This window comes from Mesorhizobium loti (genome assembly GCF_013170705.1).
Taxonomy (GTDB): Bacteria; Pseudomonadota; Alphaproteobacteria; order Rhizobiales; family Rhizobiaceae; genus Mesorhizobium; species Mesorhizobium loti_D.
In genome coordinates this window covers 4,924,892-4,943,103 of sequence record NZ_CP033334.1, presented here as the reverse complement: position 1 = coordinate 4,943,103, position 18,212 = coordinate 4,924,892, and the positions used below count along the sequence as shown (strand labels likewise).

18 protein-coding genes are annotated in these 18,212 nt (G+C 63.1%); 10 read left to right on the top strand and 8 right to left on the bottom strand.

Annotation, left to right across the window (positions count from 1 at the left end; translation table 11 throughout):
• Positions 1 to 5 precede the first annotated feature (5 nt).
• Positions 6 to 950 carry a carbohydrate kinase family protein gene (locus EB815_RS24245; protein ID WP_056565405.1) on the bottom strand — a complete coding sequence of 315 codons (945 nt, stop codon included), beginning with the start codon at positions 948 to 950 and terminating at the stop codon, positions 6 to 8.
• Positions 951 to 1,231: 281 nt separating this feature from the next.
• Between EB815_RS24245 and recA the strand changes: the two genes are divergently transcribed.
• The 4 genes from recA (at position 1,232) to EB815_RS24225 (ending at position 7,150) form a co-directional block, all read left to right on the top strand.
• The gene (gene recA / locus EB815_RS24240) at positions 1,232 to 2,332 is read left to right on the top strand and encodes a recombinase RecA (RefSeq protein WP_013895892.1); all 1,101 of its coding nucleotides are present in this window, start codon (positions 1,232 to 1,234) and stop codon (positions 2,330 to 2,332) included.
• 369 nt (positions 2,333 to 2,701) lie between these two features.
• Positions 2,702 to 5,368 carry an alanine--tRNA ligase gene (gene alaS / locus EB815_RS24235; RefSeq protein WP_056562262.1) on the top strand — a complete coding sequence of 889 codons (2,667 nt, stop codon included), beginning with the start codon at positions 2,702 to 2,704 and terminating at the stop codon, positions 5,366 to 5,368.
• Positions 5,369 to 5,378: 10 nt separating this feature from the next.
• On the top strand, positions 5,379 to 6,674 hold the full coding sequence (locus tag EB815_RS24230; protein WP_056562260.1) for an SDR family oxidoreductase: 1,296 nt from the start codon (positions 5,379 to 5,381) through the stop codon (positions 6,672 to 6,674).
• On the top strand, positions 6,671 to 7,150 hold the full coding sequence (locus EB815_RS24225; RefSeq protein WP_056562257.1) for a DUF2269 family protein: 480 nt from the start codon (positions 6,671 to 6,673) through the stop codon (positions 7,148 to 7,150). The genes EB815_RS24230 and EB815_RS24225 overlap by 4 nt, the downstream gene beginning before the upstream one ends.
• 15 nt (positions 7,151 to 7,165) lie before the next feature.
• Here the strand turns inward: EB815_RS24225 and EB815_RS24220 are convergent, their stop codons facing one another.
• Positions 7,166 to 7,792 (bottom strand): glutathione S-transferase family protein, encoded by a 627-nt coding sequence (locus tag EB815_RS24220; protein WP_056565402.1) that lies wholly within the window; start codon positions 7,790 to 7,792, stop codon positions 7,166 to 7,168.
• Between the two features lie 81 nt (positions 7,793 to 7,873).
• Positions 7,874 to 9,085 carry an NADP-dependent isocitrate dehydrogenase gene (locus EB815_RS24215; RefSeq protein ID WP_056562254.1) on the bottom strand — a complete coding sequence of 404 codons (1,212 nt, stop codon included), beginning with the start codon at positions 9,083 to 9,085 and terminating at the stop codon, positions 7,874 to 7,876.
• Between the two features lie 216 nt (positions 9,086 to 9,301).
• Here EB815_RS24215 and EB815_RS24210 point away from each other — a divergent pair, with 216 nt between their 5' ends.
• Both EB815_RS24210 and murI read left to right on the top strand, forming a co-directional pair.
• Positions 9,302 to 10,219: an RNA methyltransferase gene (locus EB815_RS24210; RefSeq protein WP_056562251.1), complete on the top strand. Its 918-nt coding sequence runs from the start codon at positions 9,302 to 9,304 to the stop codon at positions 10,217 to 10,219.
• Complete coding sequence (gene murI, locus EB815_RS24205) at positions 10,212 to 11,012, top strand: glutamate racemase (RefSeq protein WP_056562247.1); 801 nt, start codon at positions 10,212 to 10,214, stop codon at positions 11,010 to 11,012. Before EB815_RS24210 ends, murI begins: the two co-directional genes overlap by 8 nt.
• Here the strand turns inward: murI and EB815_RS24200 are convergent.
• Entirely contained in the window at positions 11,009 to 12,391 is a 1,383-nt protein-coding gene (locus tag EB815_RS24200) for an RNB domain-containing ribonuclease (protein WP_056562244.1), read from the bottom strand. The two genes, murI and EB815_RS24200, sit on opposite strands and share 4 nt — an antisense overlap.
• Before the next feature lie 129 nt (positions 12,392 to 12,520).
• Here EB815_RS24200 and EB815_RS24195 point away from each other — a divergent pair, with 129 nt between their 5' ends.
• Positions 12,521 to 12,709, top strand: a complete 189-nt coding sequence (locus EB815_RS24195; protein WP_056562242.1) for a DUF3008 family protein — start codon at positions 12,521 to 12,523, stop codon at positions 12,707 to 12,709.
• 85 nt (positions 12,710 to 12,794) lie between these two features.
• Here EB815_RS24195 and EB815_RS24190 read toward each other — a convergent pair whose 3' ends face one another.
• Positions 12,795 to 12,992 carry a hypothetical protein gene (locus tag EB815_RS24190; RefSeq protein ID WP_056562239.1) on the bottom strand — a complete coding sequence of 66 codons (198 nt, stop codon included), beginning with the start codon at positions 12,990 to 12,992 and terminating at the stop codon, positions 12,795 to 12,797.
• A gap of 376 nt (positions 12,993 to 13,368) precedes the next feature.
• On the opposite strand from EB815_RS24190, the gene rpsD reads away from it, so the two are divergent.
• From rpsD to EB815_RS24175, 3 genes are all read left to right on the top strand, one after another.
• Complete coding sequence (gene rpsD, locus EB815_RS24185; RefSeq protein ID WP_056562236.1) at positions 13,369 to 13,986, top strand: 30S ribosomal protein S4; 618 nt, start codon at positions 13,369 to 13,371, stop codon at positions 13,984 to 13,986.
• 135 nt (positions 13,987 to 14,121) lie between these two features.
• Complete coding sequence (gene ttcA, locus EB815_RS24180; RefSeq protein WP_056562233.1) at positions 14,122 to 15,009, top strand: tRNA 2-thiocytidine(32) synthetase TtcA; 888 nt, start codon at positions 14,122 to 14,124, stop codon at positions 15,007 to 15,009.
• The gene (locus tag EB815_RS24175; protein WP_056562230.1) at positions 14,999 to 15,832 is read left to right on the top strand and encodes an inositol monophosphatase family protein; all 834 of its coding nucleotides are present in this window, start codon (positions 14,999 to 15,001) and stop codon (positions 15,830 to 15,832) included. The genes ttcA and EB815_RS24175 overlap by 11 nt, the downstream gene beginning before the upstream one ends.
• A 22-nt stretch (positions 15,833 to 15,854) precedes the next feature.
• On the opposite strand, the gene EB815_RS24170 is transcribed toward EB815_RS24175, so the two are convergent.
• The 3 genes from EB815_RS24170 to EB815_RS24160 all read right to left on the bottom strand — a co-directional run bounded on the left by EB815_RS24170 (position 15,855) and on the right by EB815_RS24160 (position 18,115).
• A complete protein-coding gene (locus EB815_RS24170; RefSeq protein WP_081294720.1) occupies positions 15,855 to 17,123 on the bottom strand; it encodes a multidrug effflux MFS transporter in 1,269 nt (422 codons plus the stop codon).
• Between the two features lie 268 nt (positions 17,124 to 17,391).
• Positions 17,392 to 17,727 (bottom strand): Grx4 family monothiol glutaredoxin, encoded by a 336-nt coding sequence (grxD, locus tag EB815_RS24165; RefSeq protein WP_013895877.1) that lies wholly within the window; start codon positions 17,725 to 17,727, stop codon positions 17,392 to 17,394.
• 154 nt (positions 17,728 to 17,881) lie between these two features.
• On the bottom strand, positions 17,882 to 18,115 hold the full coding sequence (locus EB815_RS24160; protein ID WP_056562227.1) for a BolA/IbaG family iron-sulfur metabolism protein: 234 nt from the start codon (positions 18,113 to 18,115) through the stop codon (positions 17,882 to 17,884).
• Between the last annotated feature and the right edge of the window lie 97 nt (positions 18,116 to 18,212).

Below are 18,212 nucleotides of genomic sequence, written 5' to 3'. Positions count from 1 at the left end.
CGGTCTCATGCCACTTCCTGCACATCGGGCACAAGGGCCAGCGCTTCCATGAAGGCGGCCGCGGTGAAATCGGGAACGGCGTCGGCGCTCTCGATGACCAGGGTTGCCGCGGCGACGCCTTCCCGCAACGCCGCCCGCAAGGGTATGCCGCGCAGCAAGGCGGCGACCGTTGCCCCCGCCAGCGCATCTCCCGCGCCGGTGACGTCCACAACTTTCCTCGGGGCGGGCGGCATGATGGCGAACATGCCGTCGCGATCGAAACCCAGCACCGGGCCGCCGCCCGCCGTTACCACCGCGCTGGTGAGGCCGGAGCGTCTCAAACCGTCAACGATGCCGCGCTGGGAAGCCGTGCCGTCCAGGCCTGCCAGCGCGAGGGCCTCGCGCTGGTTCATGAAGACGACGGCCAGATTGCCGAGCACCGGCTTCAGGCGCACGATCTTGGCCGGCGAAATGGCAATGGCGAATACGGGCTTGCCGGCGGCAAGCGAAACCAGTCGCTCCAGTGCCGCCGACGGCAGATTGGCGTCACACAGGATGGCGTCGGCGGCCGCGATCGCCTCCCGCACCTTGGATCGGCGGATCTGCTTGGGAAACGCCAGGTCGTACAGCGCCATGTCGGCAAAGCCGACGATCAACTCGCCTTCGCGATCGATCAACGCGGTATAGCTTGGTGTCGTGCGGTCAAGGAACACCGCTGACAGATCTGCAATCCCTGCCTTCGCTATGGCGCGTGAAACGGTGTCGCCCGCCGCATCGCCGCCGCGCATCGAAAGCAGCGAAGCGGAGACGCCGCGCAACACTGTGTTGCGCAGCGCGTTGAAGACGCCGCCGCCGACATCCTCGCGCATCGTGCCGGGGTTGGACGCGGCCGGCACGTAGAGGCCGGACACCTGGCCGCGCCGGTCGATGTGGGCCCCTCCCACGGCCAGTATCTTTGCGGATTTCACCATGGCGGCGATATGACCTTTGTTGTTGCAGCCGCACAAGCGCTAGGCTGCGCGAGAGAGCTTCGCATGCAAGGCAGCGATTCGGCAGGCCGGGACAACGGCGCCGGCTGGCCCAATGGGAGGCGGGTTGCTGCTCGCGTTTCTGGTACGAAAAAAGAACAAATCAGGATATCGTTTATTTTTCAAACGGTTGTTGCCTCTTGCCAAATGAGAACAAAAAAGGTACAAAATGCCAGGGATTGCGGATTGTCCGGCCTTCATTGACGACCAAGGGGTGATGTATCATGGCTCAGAATTCTTTGCGGCTTGTAGAGGATAAGGCAGTGGACAAATCAAAGGCTCTGGATGCGGCGCTGTCGCAAATCGAGCGGGCTTTCGGCAAGGGCTCGATCATGCGGCTCGGCGCCAACGAGCAGGTCGTCGAGATCGAAACGGTGCCGACCGGTTCGCTCGGCCTCGACATCGCCCTCGGGGTTGGTGGCCTGCCGCGCGGCCGCATTATCGAGATCTACGGGCCGGAAAGCTCGGGCAAGACGACGCTGGCGCTGCATACGGTGGCCGAGGCCCAGAAGAAGGGCGGCATCTGCGCCTTCGTCGATGCCGAGCATGCGCTCGATCCGGTCTATGCCCGCAAGCTCGGTGTCGATCTTGAAAACCTGCTGATCTCGCAGCCCGACACCGGCGAACAGGCGCTGGAGATCTGCGACACGCTGGTGCGTTCCGGCGCCATCGACGTGCTGGTGGTCGATTCGGTCGCGGCGCTGACGCCGCGTGCGGAAATCGAGGGCGAGATGGGCGATTCGCTGCCCGGCCTGCAGGCCCGCCTGATGAGCCAGGCGCTGCGCAAGCTGACCGCCTCGATCTCGCGCTCCAACACCATGGTCATCTTCATCAACCAGATCCGCATGAAGATCGGCGTCATGTTTGGTTCGCCCGAGACCACGACCGGCGGCAACGCGCTGAAATTCTACGCGTCGGTGCGCCTCGACATCCGCCGCATCGGCTCGGTCAAGGATCGCGACGAGGTCGTCGGCAACCAGACCCGCGTCAAGGTCGTCAAGAACAAGCTGGCGCCGCCCTTCAAGGTGGTCGAATTCGACATCATGTATGGCGAGGGCGTGTCCAAGACCGGCGAACTCGTCGATCTCGGCGTCAAGGCCGGCGTGGTCGAGAAGTCGGGCGCCTGGTTCTCCTACAATTCGCAGCGTCTCGGCCAGGGCCGCGAAAACGCAAAACTGTTCCTGCGCGACAATCCCGATACCGCGCGCGAGATCGAACTGGCGCTGAGACAGAATGCCGGGCTGATCGCCGAGAAATTCCTCGAGAATGGCGGCTCCGAGGGCAACGGCGACGACGGTTTTGAGGACGAAGCCGGCGCGATGTAGGACACTGCCAGAGTTCGGCCATAAAGCCGGCCTATGACCTGATGCTTAAGTAATCGAGTTCTTTCGTACCGCGTTCAAAACCGCCGGCCTTCGAGCCGGCGGTTTTTGTTTTTGGACAGTGTGGGGCTGACAAGCTCCTGAAGCGCTTCGCGTCTGAGCGGATTCACGCGACACGCTTCAGGTCTTTATCCGCATGCATGTCGCTATGCCAAAACCGAGGTCGTTTTGGGCGACGTGCATTGGATTGGCCCAATTCCGTGTTTCTGGACAGGGTGCGGTGTGCCCGCTAAAAGGCCAAGTCAATCTTCTAAAAAGCAGAGACCAGTTTCCGCCGGCCGCGCCGGCGGTTTTCGCGAAAAGGCAGCAGTCATGAGTGGCGTGAACGAGATCCGGTCGACATTTCTCGACTATTTCCGCAAGGAGGGCCACGAGGTCGTGGCTTCGAGCCCGCTCGTGCCGCGCAACGATCCGACATTGATGTTCACCAATGCCGGCATGGTGCAGTTCAAGAACGTCTTCACCGGTTTGGAGAAGCGGACCTATTCGCGCGCCACCACTGCCCAGAAGAGCGTTCGCGCCGGCGGCAAGCACAACGATCTCGACAATGTCGGCTACACCGCGCGTCACCTGACCTTCTTCGAGATGCTCGGCAATTTCTCCTTCGGCGATTATTTCAAGGAGCGCGCCATCGAGCTTGCCTGGAACCTGATCACCAAGGAATTCGGGCTGAAGAAGGACAAGCTGCTGGTCACCGTCTACCACACCGACGATGAGGCGGCGGGCTTCTGGAAGAAGATCGCCGGTTTCTCGGACGATCGCATTATCCGCATCCCGACCTCGGACAATTTCTGGGCGATGGGCGACACCGGTCCTTGTGGGCCGTGCTCGGAAATCTTCATCGATCGAGGCGAGCACATCTGGGGTGGCCCTCCCGGCAGTCCCGAGGAAGACGGCGACCGGTTCCTTGAATTCTGGAACCTGGTGTTCATGCAATATGAGCAGGTGACGAAGGACGAGCGCATCGACCTGCCGCGTCCTTCGATCGACACCGGCATGGGTTTGGAGCGCATGGCGTCCATCCTGCAGGGCGTGGAAAGCGTTTTCGAAACCGACCTGTTCCGTCACCTCATCGATGCGGCGTCTTCCGCGCTTGGGCGCGCGCCGGATGCCGAAACGGTGGCGTCCTACCGTGTCATTGCCGATCATTTGCGCTCGTCCTCCTTCCTGGTCGCCGACGGCGTGCTGCCTTCGAACGAAGGCCGCGGCTATGTGCTGCGCCGCATCATGCGCCGCGCCATGCGCCACGCGCAGCTGCTCGGCGCGAGCGAGCCGCTGATGTGGAAGCTGGTGCCGGCCCTGGTGCGCGAGATGGGCCAAGCCTATCCCGAATTGCTGCGCGGCGAACAGCTGATCACGGAAACGTTGAAGCTCGAGGAGACGCGCTTCCGCAAGACGCTGGTGCGCGGCCTCGGCCTGCTCTCCGAGGCGACGGACACGCTGCATGCCGGCGACATGCTGGATGGCGAAACGGCTTTCAAGCTCTACGACACCTACGGCTTCCCGCTCGACTTGACGCAGGACGCGCTACGCCAGCGCAACATCTCGGTTGATCTTGCCGGCTTCACCAATGCGATGGAGCAGCAGAAGGCCGAGGCGCGCAAACACTGGGCGGGATCTGGCGAGGCTGCCACCGAGACGGTGTGGTTCTCGGTGCGCGAAAAGACCGGTGCCACCGAATTCCTCGGCTACGAGACTGAAGCCGCGGAAGGCCTCATCCAGGCGCTGGTCCGGGACGGCAAGACCGTCGACAGCGCCGGCAAGGGTGACGCGGTTGCGGTGGTCGTCAACCAGACGCCATTCTATGGCGAGTCAGGCGGCCAGATGGGCGATACTGGCGTGATTTCGGGCGAAGGCTTCTCGATCGAGATCTCCGACACGCAGAAGAAGGCGGATGGGCTGTTCGTGCATCTGGGCAAGGTGGCGAGCGGCACGGTCAAGACGGGCGCTGCCGTTGAGCTCAAGGTCGACCATAACAGGCGCTCCAGGCTGCGCGCCAACCACTCCGCCACCCACCTGATCCATGAGGCGCTGCGCGAGGTGCTGGGCACCCATGTCGCGCAGAAGGGCTCGCTGGTAGCGCCGGAGCGCCTGCGCTTCGACATCTCGCACAACAAGCCGATTTCGGCCGAAGAACTCGAAGAGGTCGAGCGCATGGCCAATGAAATCGTCGTGCAGAACGGCCCGGTGAACACGCGCCTGATGTCGGTCGACGACGCCATTGCCGAGGGCGCCATGGCGCTGTTCGGCGAGAAGTATGGCGATGAAGTGCGCGTCGTGTCGATGGGTACCGGGCTGCACGGCGCCAAGGCCAACCGGCCCTATTCGGTCGAACTCTGCGGCGGCACCCATGTCAGGGCGACCGGCGACATCGGCCTGGTGCGCGTCGTTTCCGACAGCGCGGTTGCCGCCGGCGTGCGCCGTATCGAGGCATTGACCGGCGAGGCGGCCAGAAAACATCTCGACGAGCAGGATCGGCGTCTGAAGGCGACGGCAGCGACGCTGAAGATCTCGCCCGCCGACGTGCCGGCGCGCGTCGAGGCTTTGCTTGAGGAGCGCAAGAAGCTCGAGAAGGACCTCACCGAAGCGCGCAAGAAACTGGCGCTGGGCGGCGGTGCCGCGGCCGGCGCGCCCTCGGAGAACGAGACGGTCGCGGGCATCGGCTTCCTCGGCAAGGCCGTCTCCGGCGTCTCGCCGAAGGACCTGAAGCCGCTGGCCGATGCCGGCAAGACCTCGCTCGGCTCCGGCGTCGTCGTCTTCGTGGGTGCCGGTGAGGATAACAAGGCAAGCGTCGTAGTTGCCGTCACCGACGATCTCGTCGGCCGCTTCAGCGCTGTCGACCTGGTGCGCGTCGCCTCCGCCGCCTTGGGCGGGCAGGGCGGTGGCGGCCGGCCCGACATGGCCCAGGCCGGTGGCCCTGACGCCTCGAAGGCCAATGATGCGATTGCGGCGGTCAGGGCGGCACTCGAAGCCGCCTGAAAGCCGCGACATGAAAATACTCGTCCTCGGCGGCTATGGTTTGATCGGGGACGCCGTCATTGGCCGTTTGCTTCGCGACGGTCATCAGGTGACCGGTCTCGGTCGCGAAGTCGGGGATGCCGGGCGGCGCCGGCCGGCGGTTCGCTGGATCGCGGCGGACATGTCGAAACTGCTCGCCGCTGAAGACTGGCTGCCGGTGGTTGCGGGCATGGACGCGGTTGTCAACGCCGCGGGCGCCTTGCAGGACGGCCCGCGCGACCGTCTGGACGCCGTTCACCGGGGCTCGGTGGTGGCACTTGTCGCGGCTTGCGAACAGGCCGGTGTGCATCGCTTTGCGCAGATATCCGCGATCGGCGCCGATCTCGCTTCGCCAAATCCTTTCTTCAGCACCAAGGCGCAAGGCGACAAAGCCGTCGCAAGCTCATCCCTGGAGTGGACCATTCTGCGGCCGGGCCTTGTGATCGCGCCCGCCGCCTATGGCGGCACGGCGCTTCTGCGTGCCCTTGCGGCATTCCCTGGTTTTATTCCGGCCGTCATGCCGCGCCAACCGATCCAGACTGTATCGGTCGCCGATGTTGCCGAAGCGGTGTCGCGCGCGGTCGCCGGATCGCTGCCACCCCGACTTGCCATCGATCTCGTCGAGGGCAATGCCAGATCTCTCTCCGATGTTCTGCTGTCCTTTCGCGCATGGCTTGGTCTGCCGCAAGCACGGGTCATGCCGATGCCGGCCATCCTTGGCCGGTTCGCCAGTGTCGTTGCCGATGCCGTTGGCGTCCTTGGTTGGCGCTCTCCTCTACGCAGCTCGGCACTTGCCGCGCTGGCGGACGGCATCACAGGCAATGCCCGGTCCTGGAATGCCGTTTGCGACCATCCGCTTCAGCCGCTGGAGGCAACGCTGGCCGATATGCCGGCACATGCTCAGGAACGATGGTTCGCGCGCCTTTGGCTGGCGAAGCCTGTTATCTTCGCTTGCCTGTCTCTGTTCTGGCTCGTTTCGGGCATCGTTGGCATGATCCGGCAAGATCAGGCCGCGGACATTCTCGCCTCACGCGGTGTGTCGGTGGATTTCGCGCATATTTGCGTTCTGGTCGGCAGCGCCGCGGATATCGTCGTTGGCGCGGCGGTTCTGGTCCGGCCTTTCGCCAAGCCCGCGCTGCTGGCGATGATTGCGATCACACTCTCCTATCTGGCGGGGGCGACGCTTTTTGTTCCAAGTCTATGGCTTGATCCACTGGGTCCGCTGGTCAAGACGATACCCGGGCTTTGCCTGGTGCTGGTGGCGCTCGCGGTGCTGGACGAGCGATGAGCCTCTGGGCTGACATATTGCGCTGGGCGCATGTCATCGGCGGCACGGTTCTGTTCGGCACCGGTGCCGGCATCGCCTTCTTCATGCTGATGGCGCAACGCAGCGGCCGCGCCGATATCGTCGCCCATGTCGCGGGTACTGTCGTCATCGCCGACACCATTTTTACGGCGACCGCCGTCATCGTGCAGCCAATCACGGGCGTGTTGCTGGCGCAAGCGGTTGGCTGGCCGCTCTCCGAAGGCTGGATTGTGCTGTCCTTGCTGCTTTATGTCGTGACCGGTCTGTTCTGGCTGCCGGTGGTCTGGATTCAGATTCGGATTCGGAATCTGGCGCGGCAGGCGGCCATCGAAAACGTGGCACTGCCCGCCGAAGAGAAGCGCCTGTTTCGCATCTGGTTTGCTTGCGGCTTCCCGGCTTTCGCCGCCGTGCTTGCCATTCTCTGGCTGATGGTCACAAGGCCCGAGATAGGGTTTTAGCCCGGCCACCGGCTCTCAATCGGCCTTTTCGGTCACGCCAAAGGCCTGTCTGTCAGTGATCCGATCCCACCACGCCTGAATCTCGGCAAACCCGGCCATCAGCTTTTGCCCGTCGGCAGCCTTCAGGAAATAGGCGATGATCGGCGCCGCATGCAGGTCGGCCAGCGTCACCTGATCGCCGAGCAGCCACGGTCCGGGAACCTTGAGTGCGGTGAGCACTCTGAGGACCGTTTCCGCCTGGCTCAGGCCATCGGCGATCAGGCTCTCATCCGGCTCCGCCTTTTCCAGCCGCTCGACGGCGACGTCCCAGACCATTGCGCGGTAGCCATAGGCGTCGAGCATGCCTGTCATCTGCGCCATCCTGGCGCGGCCGCGCGGATCGGCGGGCCGCAGCGCCGGGCCGTCGAAAGCCTCGTCGACATAGCGCGCGATGGCATTCGTCTCGAAGAGCCGAAACCCGTCATGCTCGAAGGCCGGGATGCGGCCGAACGGGTGATGTTCGAGATACCAGGACGGGATGCCTTCGGCTGCGAAGATGTCGAGCGGAATGAGTTCGTAGCCGACGCCTTTCTCCTCCAGCGTCATCCGCGCGATGCGCACGTAAACGCTGTAGTCCGCTCCGTAGAGGATTGGCTTGGTCATGCTGCCGGCCCTTCGTTGCTTCATCGGCCCAAAAAGACGAAGGCTCCTTTCGGAGCCTTCGGCATGTGGAGCTGCGAGTACTTACGCCATCGCTTTCTGCAAATTCTCGTCGATCTTGTCGAGGAAGCCGGTGGTCGAGAGCCAGGGCTGGTCCGGGCCGATCAACAGCGACAGGTCCTTGGTCATGAAGCCGCTCTCGACGGTCTGGATGCAGACCTTCTCCAGCGTCTCGGCGAACCGTTTCAACTCGGCATTGTCGTCGAGCTTGGCGCGGTGCGCGAGGCCGCGCGTCCAGGCGAAGATCGAGGCGATCGAATTGGTCGAGGTTTCCTCGCCCTTCTGGTGCTGGCGATAGTGGCGGGTGACGGTGCCGTGCGCGGCTTCCGCCTCCACCGTCTTGCCGTCCGGCGTCATCAGCACCGAGGTCATCAGGCCGAGCGAGCCGAAGCCTTGCGCCACCGTGTCGGATTGCACGTCGCCGTCATAGTTCTTGCAGGCCCAGACATAGCCGCCCGACCATTTCAGGCTGGAGGCCACCATGTCGTCGATCAGCCGGTGCTCGTACCACAGCTTCTTCGAGTTGAACTCTGCCTCGAATTCAGCCTCGTAGACCTCCTGGAAGATGTCCTTGAAGCGGCCGTCATAGGCCTTGAGGATGGTGTTCTTGGTCGAGAGATAGACCGGATAGTTGCGCAGCAGGCCGTAATTCAGCGAGGCGCGGGCGAATTCGCGGATCGACTCGTCGAGATTGTACATGGCCATGGCGACACCGGCGCCGGGCGCGTCGAACACGTCGTGCTCGATCACCTGGCCGTCCTCGCCGACGAACTTGATCGTCAGCTTGCCCTTGCCGGGGAAGCGGAAATCGGTGGCGCGATACTGGTCGCCGAAGGCGTGACGGCCGACGATGATCGGCTTGGTCCAGCCGGGCACCAGGCGCGGCACGTTCTTCATGATGATCGGCTCGCGGAAGATGGTGCCGCCGAGGATGTTGCGGATGGTGCCGTTCGGCGACTTCCACATCTTCTTCAGCTTGAATTCCTCGACGCGCTGTTCGTCGGGGGTGATCGTCGCGCACTTCACACCGACGCCGTATTTCTTGATGGCGTTGGCCGAATCGATGGTCACCTGGTCGTTGGTGGCGTCGCGATGCTCGATACCGAGGTCGTAATATTCAAGCTTCAGGTCGAGATAAGGGTGGATCAGCTTGTCCTTGATGAACTGCCAGATGATGCGGGTCATCTCGTCGCCGTCGAGTTCGACGACCGGGTTCGCCACCTTGATCTTCGCCATGGAAAGAATGCCTCGTTGCTGGGATATGGGACGGCCTTGCCCGCGTGGCGTTCGGCCGGGAGATGCCGCCCGTATATCAAAGGGTTTTTGGCCGCGCAAACGGCGATCGGTCACGAATGCGAGGCAATGGCCGCCGTCATTTGCGAATGCTTCATTTTCGCGGCCGAATATGGCAGGGGACGCTGAAATGCCGCAAACAGCAGTTCTTTGACAATCATGCCCGTCACCCAAGATCCCGATAACATCCCACCCGCCGGCCCGGCGATCATCCTGGTCGAGCCGCAGCTTGGCGAGAACATCGGCATGGTTGCCCGCGCCATGGCCAATTTCGGCCTCGTCGAACTGCGCCTTGTCAATCCGCGCGACGGCTGGCCGAGCGAGAAGGCGCGCGCCGCCGCCAGCCGCGCCGACCATGTCATAGACGCCGTGAAAGTGTTCGACGACCTGGCCTCGGCGCTTGCCGATTTGAATTTCGTTTTCGCCACCACCGCCAGGCAGCGCGACGGCTTCAAGGCCGTGCGCGGCCCCGTGGAAGCGGGCAGGGTGCTCCGCGCCCGCCACGGTATGGGGCAGCGCACTGGCATCCTGTTCGGCCGCGAGCGCTTCGGTCTCTACAATGACGAAGTCGGGCTTGCCGACGAGATCGTCACCTTTCCCGTCGATCCCGATTTCTCCTCGCTCAACATCGCCCAGGCCGCGCTGCTGATGTCCTATGAGTGGATGAAGTCAGGCCTGGAGGACGAGACCAAGACCAACTTCACCGGGCCGGAGATGAAACCGGCCAGCAAGGAAGAATTGCACGGCCTGTTTGCCTATCTCGAAGGCGCATTGGAAGCGCGCGGCTATTTCCGGCCAGCGCCGAAGAAGCCGAAAATGGTCGACAATCTGCGTGCCGTGCTGACGCGTGCCGGCTTTGCCGAGCCGGAGCTCAAGGTGCTGCGCGGCATCATCTCGTCCCTCGACAGGTTCTCGCCGGCGATGCCGCGCGGCGATGGTTCGCCGGGCGATGATCCCAGGCGGCTTCCGGCCGCCGCGCGCGCCGGCAAGGCAGAAGCCGATCACCCGGCGCACCGGCCTGCCGGTGACGATGAGGACGCACCGCCGCTGGGCGGCAAGGGAACCGACAATGACTGACCTGCCGATCCTGATGTTCGATTCCGGCGTCGGCGGGCTGACCGTTTTGCGCGAGGCACGTGTGCTGATGCCAGACCGGCGCTTCATCTATGTCGCGGACGACGCCGCCTTTCCCTTCGGCGCCTGGGAAGAACCGGCGTTGCGCACCCACATACTCGATCTCTTCGGCAAACTGCTCGACAGGTTCACGCCGGCGATTTCCGTCATCGCCTGCAACACCGCCTCGACACTGGTGATCGACGCCTTGCGCGATGCCTTTCCCGGCCATCCCTTCGTCGGCACCGTGCCGGCGGTCAAGCCGGCGGCGGAACGTACCCGCTCGGGCCTGGTCTCGGTGCTGGCGACGCCCGGCACGGTGAAGCGGCAATACACACGTGACCTGATCAGCAAGTGGGCGCAGAAATGCCATGTCCGCCTGGTTGGCAGCGACAGGCTGGCGGGTCTTGCGGAAGTCTATATGCGCGAGGGCTTTGTCGACGAGGAGGCCGTGCGGGCCGAGATCGCGCCTTGCTTCATCGAGCGTGACGGTATGCGGACCGACATCGTCGTACTCGCCTGCACGCATTATCCGTTCCTGGTCAATCGCATGCGCAAGACGGCGCCCTGGCCGGTCGACTGGATCGATCCCGCCGAAGCGATCGCCCGGCGGGCGCTTTCACTGCTGCCGCCCGTCGATGGGGCGCTGCCGCAAGGCGAACCCGATATCGCGGTCTTCACCTCGGGCAAGGCCGATTTTGCCGTCAGCCGGCTGATGCAGGGCTTTGGACTGGTGGTGGAAACGTCCGCCGCTTAAACAGGCTCGAAGACGATGCTGCGTTGATCCGGATCGGCCGAGGCCAGCCTTAGCGTCAGGCTGTCGCCCTGTCTGATCCCGGTGGCCTTCACCGTGGCAACGACTGGCATGTCGGCAAGCTGAACGCGTACGCCATGGTCGACGAAGTCGGTGACTACGGCTTTGAACGTTTCCCCCTCGCGTCCCCTGAGCATGACCGCCTCGGCAAGGTCGATGGCCGCATGGTTGATCTGGGAAGCGCGGCTATCCGCACGCCCCATCACCTTCGGCAATTTGGTGAACGCATCGGTGACTGGCTGCGGCACAGGCTGGCCGTTGGCGATTGCCAGCGCGCAGCGCACGACATAGCGGTCGGCCAGCCGCCTGAGCGGCGCGGTGGCGTGAGCATAGGTCGCGGCCATCGCCTCATGCCAGGGAACGACACCTTCCTGGTAGGGCTGGTAGGACGCGCCGTTGCCTGCGCGGCGGATTTCCAGCATCAACGCAGCCTGTTTCGGGTCAGCCGGATCGAGCGTGCGCTGGTAGTCGCGCAGGCTGGTTGAGGCGGGCCAGGACAGGTCGAGCGCCTGCGCCGCGTTGCGAAGTCTCTGCACCTTGGACGCGTCCGGCCCGGACATCACGCGGAACAGCCCGGTCTTGTGCGCAAACATGGCGTCGGCGATCGCTATGTTGGCAGCCAGCGAAAGCGCGGCATTGTCCTGTTCGGATTGCAGGAGCGGTCTGAAGGACAGCCGGAATGTGCCATCGGCGAGCCTTTCAACCTCCTGCTCGGGTGGGTCGACGCGTGACGCGCCACGACGTTTTTCGTTCATCGCCATGCGCCGCGCCATTTCAGCGAAGCCGGCCGGAACGTCGGAAGCCTTGACGCTGTCATAGGCGAGCTTCGCACGGCTTCGAATGATTGCCCGCTCCGCGCCGTCCAACTTCGCCGCGCCGTCTTCGGCGACCCGGACGGTGAAGATGACAGCAGGACGCGGTCCATCCGGCAACAGGCTCGCCGCACCCTCGGCAAGTGCCGGCGGGTAGAGTCCGGCCTTGCCGTCCGGCAAGTAAAATGTCTCGCCCCGCGTCCAGGCTTCGAGGTCGATCGCGTCACCGTCCTCGACGAACCAGGCCACGTCGGCAATGGCATAGCGCAGCAGAAGATCGCTGCCGCTCGCCTCGATCGAGAACGCCTGGTCAAGGTCGGTGGAGGTTGCCGGATCGAGCGTAACGAAGGGCATGTCCGTTCGATCGGCATGCTGGTTCGGCACACGTCGGGCCGCCGCCTCCGCAGCGGCCATGACCTCAGCCGGAAATCCATCCGGCACGTGGAATTCGGTGCGGATTTTCGTCAGGCCGGAGGAGAGAGCTTGTGAGGGGTCTGTCAGAGACTTCATCCAGCCGTCCTACACTGGAGTTCCGGACACGGAAAGGCTGCGAATTGATCCCGGCGAGGAACTGGACCACTGGCGCTGGAACTGCCGCACAAGCGCGGCGTTTCTTCTGACAGAAGAGGAGAAACCGCCATGCCTGCCACCTCGAAAGCCCAGCAGAAAGCCGCCGGCGCCGCGCTCTCCGCCAAGCGCGGGGAGACCAAAAAGAGCGAACTCAAAGGCGCCTCACGCGAAATGTACGAATCGATGAGCGAACAACAACTCGAGGAATTCGCCGAGACGAAGCGCAAAGGTCTGCCGGAGAAAAAATCCAAGGACTGAGGGCTTAGAGCCGGGCTCCGCACTCATTGAATGAAAAGGGCCAGCGACAGTTCGCTGGCCCTCGGAGATTGCTGGACTGTTCGCCTTACCAGCGGTGGCAACGCCGCACCTTCTGTACGATCACCTTGCGATGGCCGTGCCGCCACACCACCCGCTTCTTGACGATGACGCGGCAGACCTGTTTGTGGCCCTGCCAATGGCGCGCCATCGCCGGTTCCGGCGCAACCGCCATCGATCCGGCCAGTACCGCGGCACCGGCCAGGGTAAGGAAGAACTTCTTCATGCTAATTGGACTCCTCTAGCTCCAGATCCCTTCCTGGTGCCGTTGGCGCAAACTTCCCGCCCACATCCGGCATCGCATAACGCCGGGAACGCTATAGGGTTGCGTTGCGCCGCGCCACTCACAAGCTTGACACCGGTTAAATCTCGGTTTAACCAGCCGCCAACGCCGGGCAGCGATGTCTGGTGTTTGTTTTATATGCGCAAGACCGGTTGCCTTGGTTGTTTCTGGTTTTGTTTGAACTGACGTGTCCCGTGGGTTTTCCGCCGCGTTGCGTGGGAAAACCCTGTCAGGTCTCGAAAACGGAGGCCAGAGGAGGGCGCGTTTCCTTCACCCGGGCCATGAGGTGCCGGGTGTGTTGTTTTGAAAAGGGAATGCGATGAGCAAGCGCGAATCCGCGAAATACAAGATCGACCGCCGTCTCGGCGAAAACATCTGGGGCCGCCCGAAGTCCCCGGTCAACAAGCGTGAATACGGCCCGGGCCAGCATGGCCAGCGCCGCAAGGGCAAGCTTTCCGACTTCGGCCTGCAGCTGCGCGCCAAGCAGAAGCTGAAGGGTCACTATGGCGACGTTTCGGAAAAGCAGTTCCGCAAGGTCTATGAAGAGGCCGACCGCCGCAAGGGCGACACCTCGGAGAACCTGATCGGCCTGCTCGAATCGCGTCTCGACGCGGTCGTCTACCGCGCCAAGTTCGTGCCGACCATTTTTGCTGCCCGTCAGTTCGTCAACCACGGCCACATCAACGTCAACGGCAAGCGCGTCAACATCGGCTCGTACCGCTGCAAGCCGGGCGACGTCGTCGAAGTGCGCGAGAAGTCGAAGCAGCTGGTCATCGTCCTGGAATCGGTCGGCCTCGCCGAGCGTGACGTTCCGGACTACATCGAAGCCGATCACAATAAGATGGTCGCGACCTTCTCACGTATTCCCGGCCTTGCGGACGTTCCGTTCGCGGTCCAGATGGAGCCGAACCTGGTCGTCGAATTCTATTCGCGCTAAGCGAACGCTTTTCTGCGATATCGGAAAGGCCGCCCTCGAGGCGGCCTTTTTGTTTGGCGCATCCGCTTTGCCGTTTCGATTTTCCGGCCGATGCGCTAATCCGGGCGGAAGTCACATCTCCGGGGCCGCCGCGCCATGAATATGCTGCCAGACATCGAGACGCTTGAACCTGTTGCCGAAGGCGGCTCCCACCCGCTGTTCGCCGATGTGCCATCCTCGGTCGAGTTCAACAAATTGCGCAAGCGGCTGCTGCGGCTGACTCGCCAGGCGATCGAGGATTTTTCGATGGTGGAGCCGGGCCAGCGCTGGCTGGTCGCGCTGTCGGGCGGCAAGGATTCCTACGGCCTGCTCGCTATCTTGCTCGATCTCAAATGGCGCGGGCTGCTGCCGGTCGATTTGCTGGCCTGCAATCTCGACCAGGGCCAGCCGAACTTTCCCAAGCACATCCTGCCGGACTACCTCAACGCCAATGGCATTGCGCACCGCATCGAGTACCAGGACACCTATTCGGTCGTCACCGACAAGCTGCCGCAGGGAAGTACCTATTGCTCGCTCTGCTCGCGGCTGCGGCGCGGCCATCTCTACCGCGTCGCGCGGGAAGAGGGCTGTTCGGCGCTGGTGCTCGGCCATCACCGCGAGGACATTCTAGAGACCTTCTTCATGAACCTGTTCCATGGCGGCCGCCTCGCCGCCATGCCGCCAAAACTGCTCAATGACGAAGGCGACGTCATGGTGCTGCGGCCGCTGAGCTACAGCGCCGAGATCGATCTCGAAAAATTCGCCGCGGCGATGCGGTTCCCGATTATCCCTTGCGACCTTTGCGGCAGCCAGGAAGGCCTCCAGCGCAACGCCATGAAGGCGATGCTGGATGACATCGAAAAACGCATGCCCGGCCGCAAGGACACGATGATCCGTGCGCTGTCCAACACCAGGCCGTCACATTTGCTCGACAGGAAACTGTTCGATTTTGCCGCCCTGAACCAAACCCTCATCACAGGACAAGACACTTCCGATGACATTTGACGACAACGAGATCGACTGGCTGGCCAGCCTGCTGGCCGAGGCGGCCGACACCGAAATCATGCCCCGCTTTCGCCGGCTGGGCGGTGGCGACATCAGACAGAAGACCTCCGCCGCCGACCTGGTGACGGAAGCGGACGTCAACGCCGAGCGGCTGATCACCGTCAGGCTGCGCCAGCGTTATCCCTCGGCCATGGTTGTCGGCGAGGAAGCCTGTTCCGACGACCCGGCGCTGCTCGACGGTCTGGGTGATGCCGATCTGGCCTTCGTCATAGACCCGGTTGACGGCACCTTCAATTTCGCCTCAGGGGTGCCGCTGTTTGGTGTCATGCTTGCCGTCGTGGTCCAGGGCGAAACAGTCGCCGGCATCATCCACGATCCGGTCGGCAAGGACTGGCTGATCGGCGCCAAGGGCGCCGGCAGCCATATCCGCCATGCCCACGGCACGCTCGAGCGGGTGCGGGTTGCCGCGAGTGCGCCGATCTCGGAGATGACCGGCGCGGTCTCATGGCAATACATGGCCGAGCCGGACCGCACGCGGCTGGCCTGCAACCAGACCAAGACGCTGTCGCAGTTCAACTACCGCTGCGCCGCCCATGAATACCGCTTGCTGGCCAGCGGTCACGGCCATTTCGTCGTCTACAACAAGCTGATGCCGTGGGATCATCTCGCCGGTGCGCTGATCCATGCCGAAGCCGGCGGCCATGCCGCGCGCTTCGACGGCAGCCCTTACCTGCCGTCGCATGTCGGCGGCGGCCTGCTGGTCGCTCCCGACAAGGAGAGCTGGCGTGAACTGCGTCGCGAGCTGTGGGCTGAGCAGGCTTAACTCCTGCGGCGGACGGCAAGATCTAGTGCAGGTCGGTTATATGCCCTGAAACGGGTGGGTTGTGCGGCTGGAACATCTTGCCGCGCTCGGCGATGAGGATCATCAGCAGCGCCGCGACCGAGACGCTGCAGAAGCCGGCGGCAAGCGGCGTCACCGTGCCGTTGAACGCCTGGCCGATCAGCGTGCCGAGAATGCCGCCGAGGAACGTCTGCATGAAACCCAGGATGGACGACGCGGTGCCGGCCAGTTGGCCGAGCGGCTCCATGGCCAAGGCGTTGAAATTGGCACCGAGCGCGCCGAAGGGAAGCATGGCGCTGGCAAAGAAGGTGACGAACAGCCAGAGCGGCATCTTGATTTCCAGCGAAACGACCAGCCAGACCAGGCTGATGACCAGAAACAAAAGCAGCGCGCTTTGCGACAGCCGGCGCATGCCGATACGGCCGACAAGGCGCGAATTCAGAAAATTGGAGAAGGCGAGCACGCCCGCGACCCCGGCGAAGATGACCGGGAACATCTCGCCGACATGGAAGATGTCGACATAGATCTGCTGTGCCGAGGCGATGAAGCCGAACATGGCAGCGAAGACGAAGGTGCTGGCAAAGGCGTAGCAGAGCGCGATGCGATTGGTGAGCACGATGCGGAATCCGCCGACGACGGAGGAGAACGTCAGGGACCGGCGATATTCGGGGTGCAGCGTTTCAGGCAGCCGCACCAGCGACCACGCCGACACGATCAGCGCGCCGACGGCCATGGTAACGAAGATGTAGTGCCAGGTCGCGAACAGCATGATGACCTGGCCGATGCCGGGCGCGATGACCGGTATCGCCATGAACACCATGAAGATCAGCGACATGACTTCGGCCATGCGCCGGCCGTCGAATGTATCGCGCACGATCGAGACCGCGATGACGCGCGTGGCGGCCGCGCCAATGCCTTGCACGGCACGACATATCAGCAGCGTTTCAAAGCTCGGCGCGATGGCCGCGGCGGCCGCTGCCGCCACATAGATGATCAGACCCGCGACAAGCGGCGAGCGGCGGCCGAAACGATCCGATATCGGTCCGAAGAACAGCTGGCCGCCACCAAAACCCAGAATGTAGGCGGTGACCACATATTGCCGGTGGTTTTCATTCTCGACGCCGAGCGAGGCGCCGATCTGCTGCAGCGCCGGCAGCATGATGTCGATGGCCAGGGAATTCAGCGCCATCAGCGCCGCGCACAGCGCAATGAACTCCCAGCGCGGAATAGGCAGTTTGCTTGCCGATTGCGGCGCTGATGATTGCTGATCCACGGCAAGTCCGATCTTCTAGAGCAATTCCAGGAAAAGTGTGGGCGGTTTTCCCGGGACAAGCGCGTAGCGCTTGCCCTTGGGAATTGCGTCAAAACAGAGATTTAGAGCGGTTCGCCGTTTCCATGAAACGGTGAAACGCTCTAAAACAAAAATGCGCCGGCGGGCCGGCGCATTGGCTCGTCTTGGTCCCGATATCGGGACATAAAAATTGCCGAGGCGGGGCTACCCGATACTCAGCGCGGTCGCTGCGACGGACCTGAAACCGAAATCAGGCGGCGCCTTTGACGCTCACGCCCTTTTCGACCAGGAAGGTCTGCAACTCGCCGGCCTGGAACATCTCGCGGATAATATCGCAGCCGCCGACGAATTCGCCCTTGACGTAGAGCTGCGGGATCGTCGGCCAGTTGGAGTAGTCCTTGATGCCTTGGCGCAGTTCAGCCGAGTCCAAGACATTCACGCCTTTGTAGTCGGCGCCGATATAGTCGAGGATCTGGACAACCTGGCCGGAGAAACCGCATTGCGGAAAACCGGGCGTGCCCTTCATGAAAAGGACGACGTCGTTGCCCTTCACTTCATTGTCGATGTAGTCGTTGATACCGCTCATGGAACATCCTTTCACGCCTGTGGGAGTCAGGCTCGAAGCATGTCTTTCAAATAAACCCATAGGTTGCCCGAAACAAGACATTAGCCGCGCCATGGCCGAAATGGCGCAAAGGATGGGCGGTATTGGGCCAAGCGGGTATGGGCTGGAACTGCCCTCAGTCGGGGACGCTGGTCTGCAGGGCAAGCGCGTGCAGCACGCCGCCCATATTGCCCTTCAGCGCGTCATAGACCATCTGGTGCTGCTGGACGCGGCTTTTTCCGCGAAAGCTCTCGGCGACGACTTCCGCCGCGTAGTGGTCGCCATCGCCGGCGAGGTCGCGGATCGTCACGCGGGCATCCGGTATGCCGTCCTTGATCAGTTTTTCTATGTCGCGGGCGTCCATTGCCATTGCAGAATTCCTGTTTCGGGCGGGCGGCAACGCGCCCGTGCGATGAGAGTCGGGGTAAACCTAAAGCCTTTCCGGCCGGGATTGAAGCCGTTCCGTC

Bases quoted from the DNA above. Each gene is read 5' to 3' on its own strand.
- EB815_RS24160 (WP_056562227.1), bottom strand. From the start codon at position 18,115: ATGGCAATGGACGCCCGCGACATAGAAAAACTGATCAAGGACGGCATA.
- EB815_RS24210 (WP_056562251.1), top strand. From the start codon at position 9,302: ATGCCCGTCACCCAAGATCCCGATAACATCCCACCCGCCGGCCCGGCG.
- EB815_RS24195 (WP_056562242.1), top strand. From the start codon at position 12,521: ATGCCTGCCACCTCGAAAGCCCAGCAGAAAGCCGCCGGCGCCGCGCTC.
- EB815_RS24245 (WP_056565405.1), bottom strand. From the start codon at position 950: ATGGTGAAATCCGCAAAGATACTGGCCGTGGGAGGGGCCCACATCGAC.
- EB815_RS24220 (WP_056565402.1), bottom strand. From the start codon at position 7,792: ATGACCAAGCCAATCCTCTACGGAGCGGACTACAGCGTTTACGTGCGC.
- ttcA (WP_056562233.1), top strand. From the start codon at position 14,122: ATGAATATGCTGCCAGACATCGAGACGCTTGAACCTGTTGCCGAAGGC.
- recA (WP_013895892.1), top strand. From the start codon at position 1,232: ATGGCTCAGAATTCTTTGCGGCTTGTAGAGGATAAGGCAGTGGACAAA.
- alaS (WP_056562262.1), top strand. From the start codon at position 2,702: ATGAGTGGCGTGAACGAGATCCGGTCGACATTTCTCGACTATTTCCGC.
- EB815_RS24225 (WP_056562257.1), top strand. From the start codon at position 6,671: ATGAGCCTCTGGGCTGACATATTGCGCTGGGCGCATGTCATCGGCGGC.
- murI (WP_056562247.1), top strand. From the start codon at position 10,212: ATGACTGACCTGCCGATCCTGATGTTCGATTCCGGCGTCGGCGGGCTG.
- rpsD (WP_056562236.1), top strand. From the start codon at position 13,369: ATGAGCAAGCGCGAATCCGCGAAATACAAGATCGACCGCCGTCTCGGC.
- EB815_RS24175 (WP_056562230.1), top strand. From the start codon at position 14,999: ATGACATTTGACGACAACGAGATCGACTGGCTGGCCAGCCTGCTGGCC.
- EB815_RS24230 (WP_056562260.1), top strand. From the start codon at position 5,379: ATGAAAATACTCGTCCTCGGCGGCTATGGTTTGATCGGGGACGCCGTC.
- grxD (WP_013895877.1), bottom strand. From the start codon at position 17,727: ATGAGCGGTATCAACGACTACATCGACAATGAAGTGAAGGGCAACGAC.
- EB815_RS24200 (WP_056562244.1), bottom strand. From the start codon at position 12,391: ATGAAGTCTCTGACAGACCCCTCACAAGCTCTCTCCTCCGGCCTGACG.
- EB815_RS24190 (WP_056562239.1), bottom strand. From the start codon at position 12,992: ATGAAGAAGTTCTTCCTTACCCTGGCCGGTGCCGCGGTACTGGCCGGA.
- EB815_RS24215 (WP_056562254.1), bottom strand. From the start codon at position 9,085: ATGGCGAAGATCAAGGTGGCGAACCCGGTCGTCGAACTCGACGGCGAC.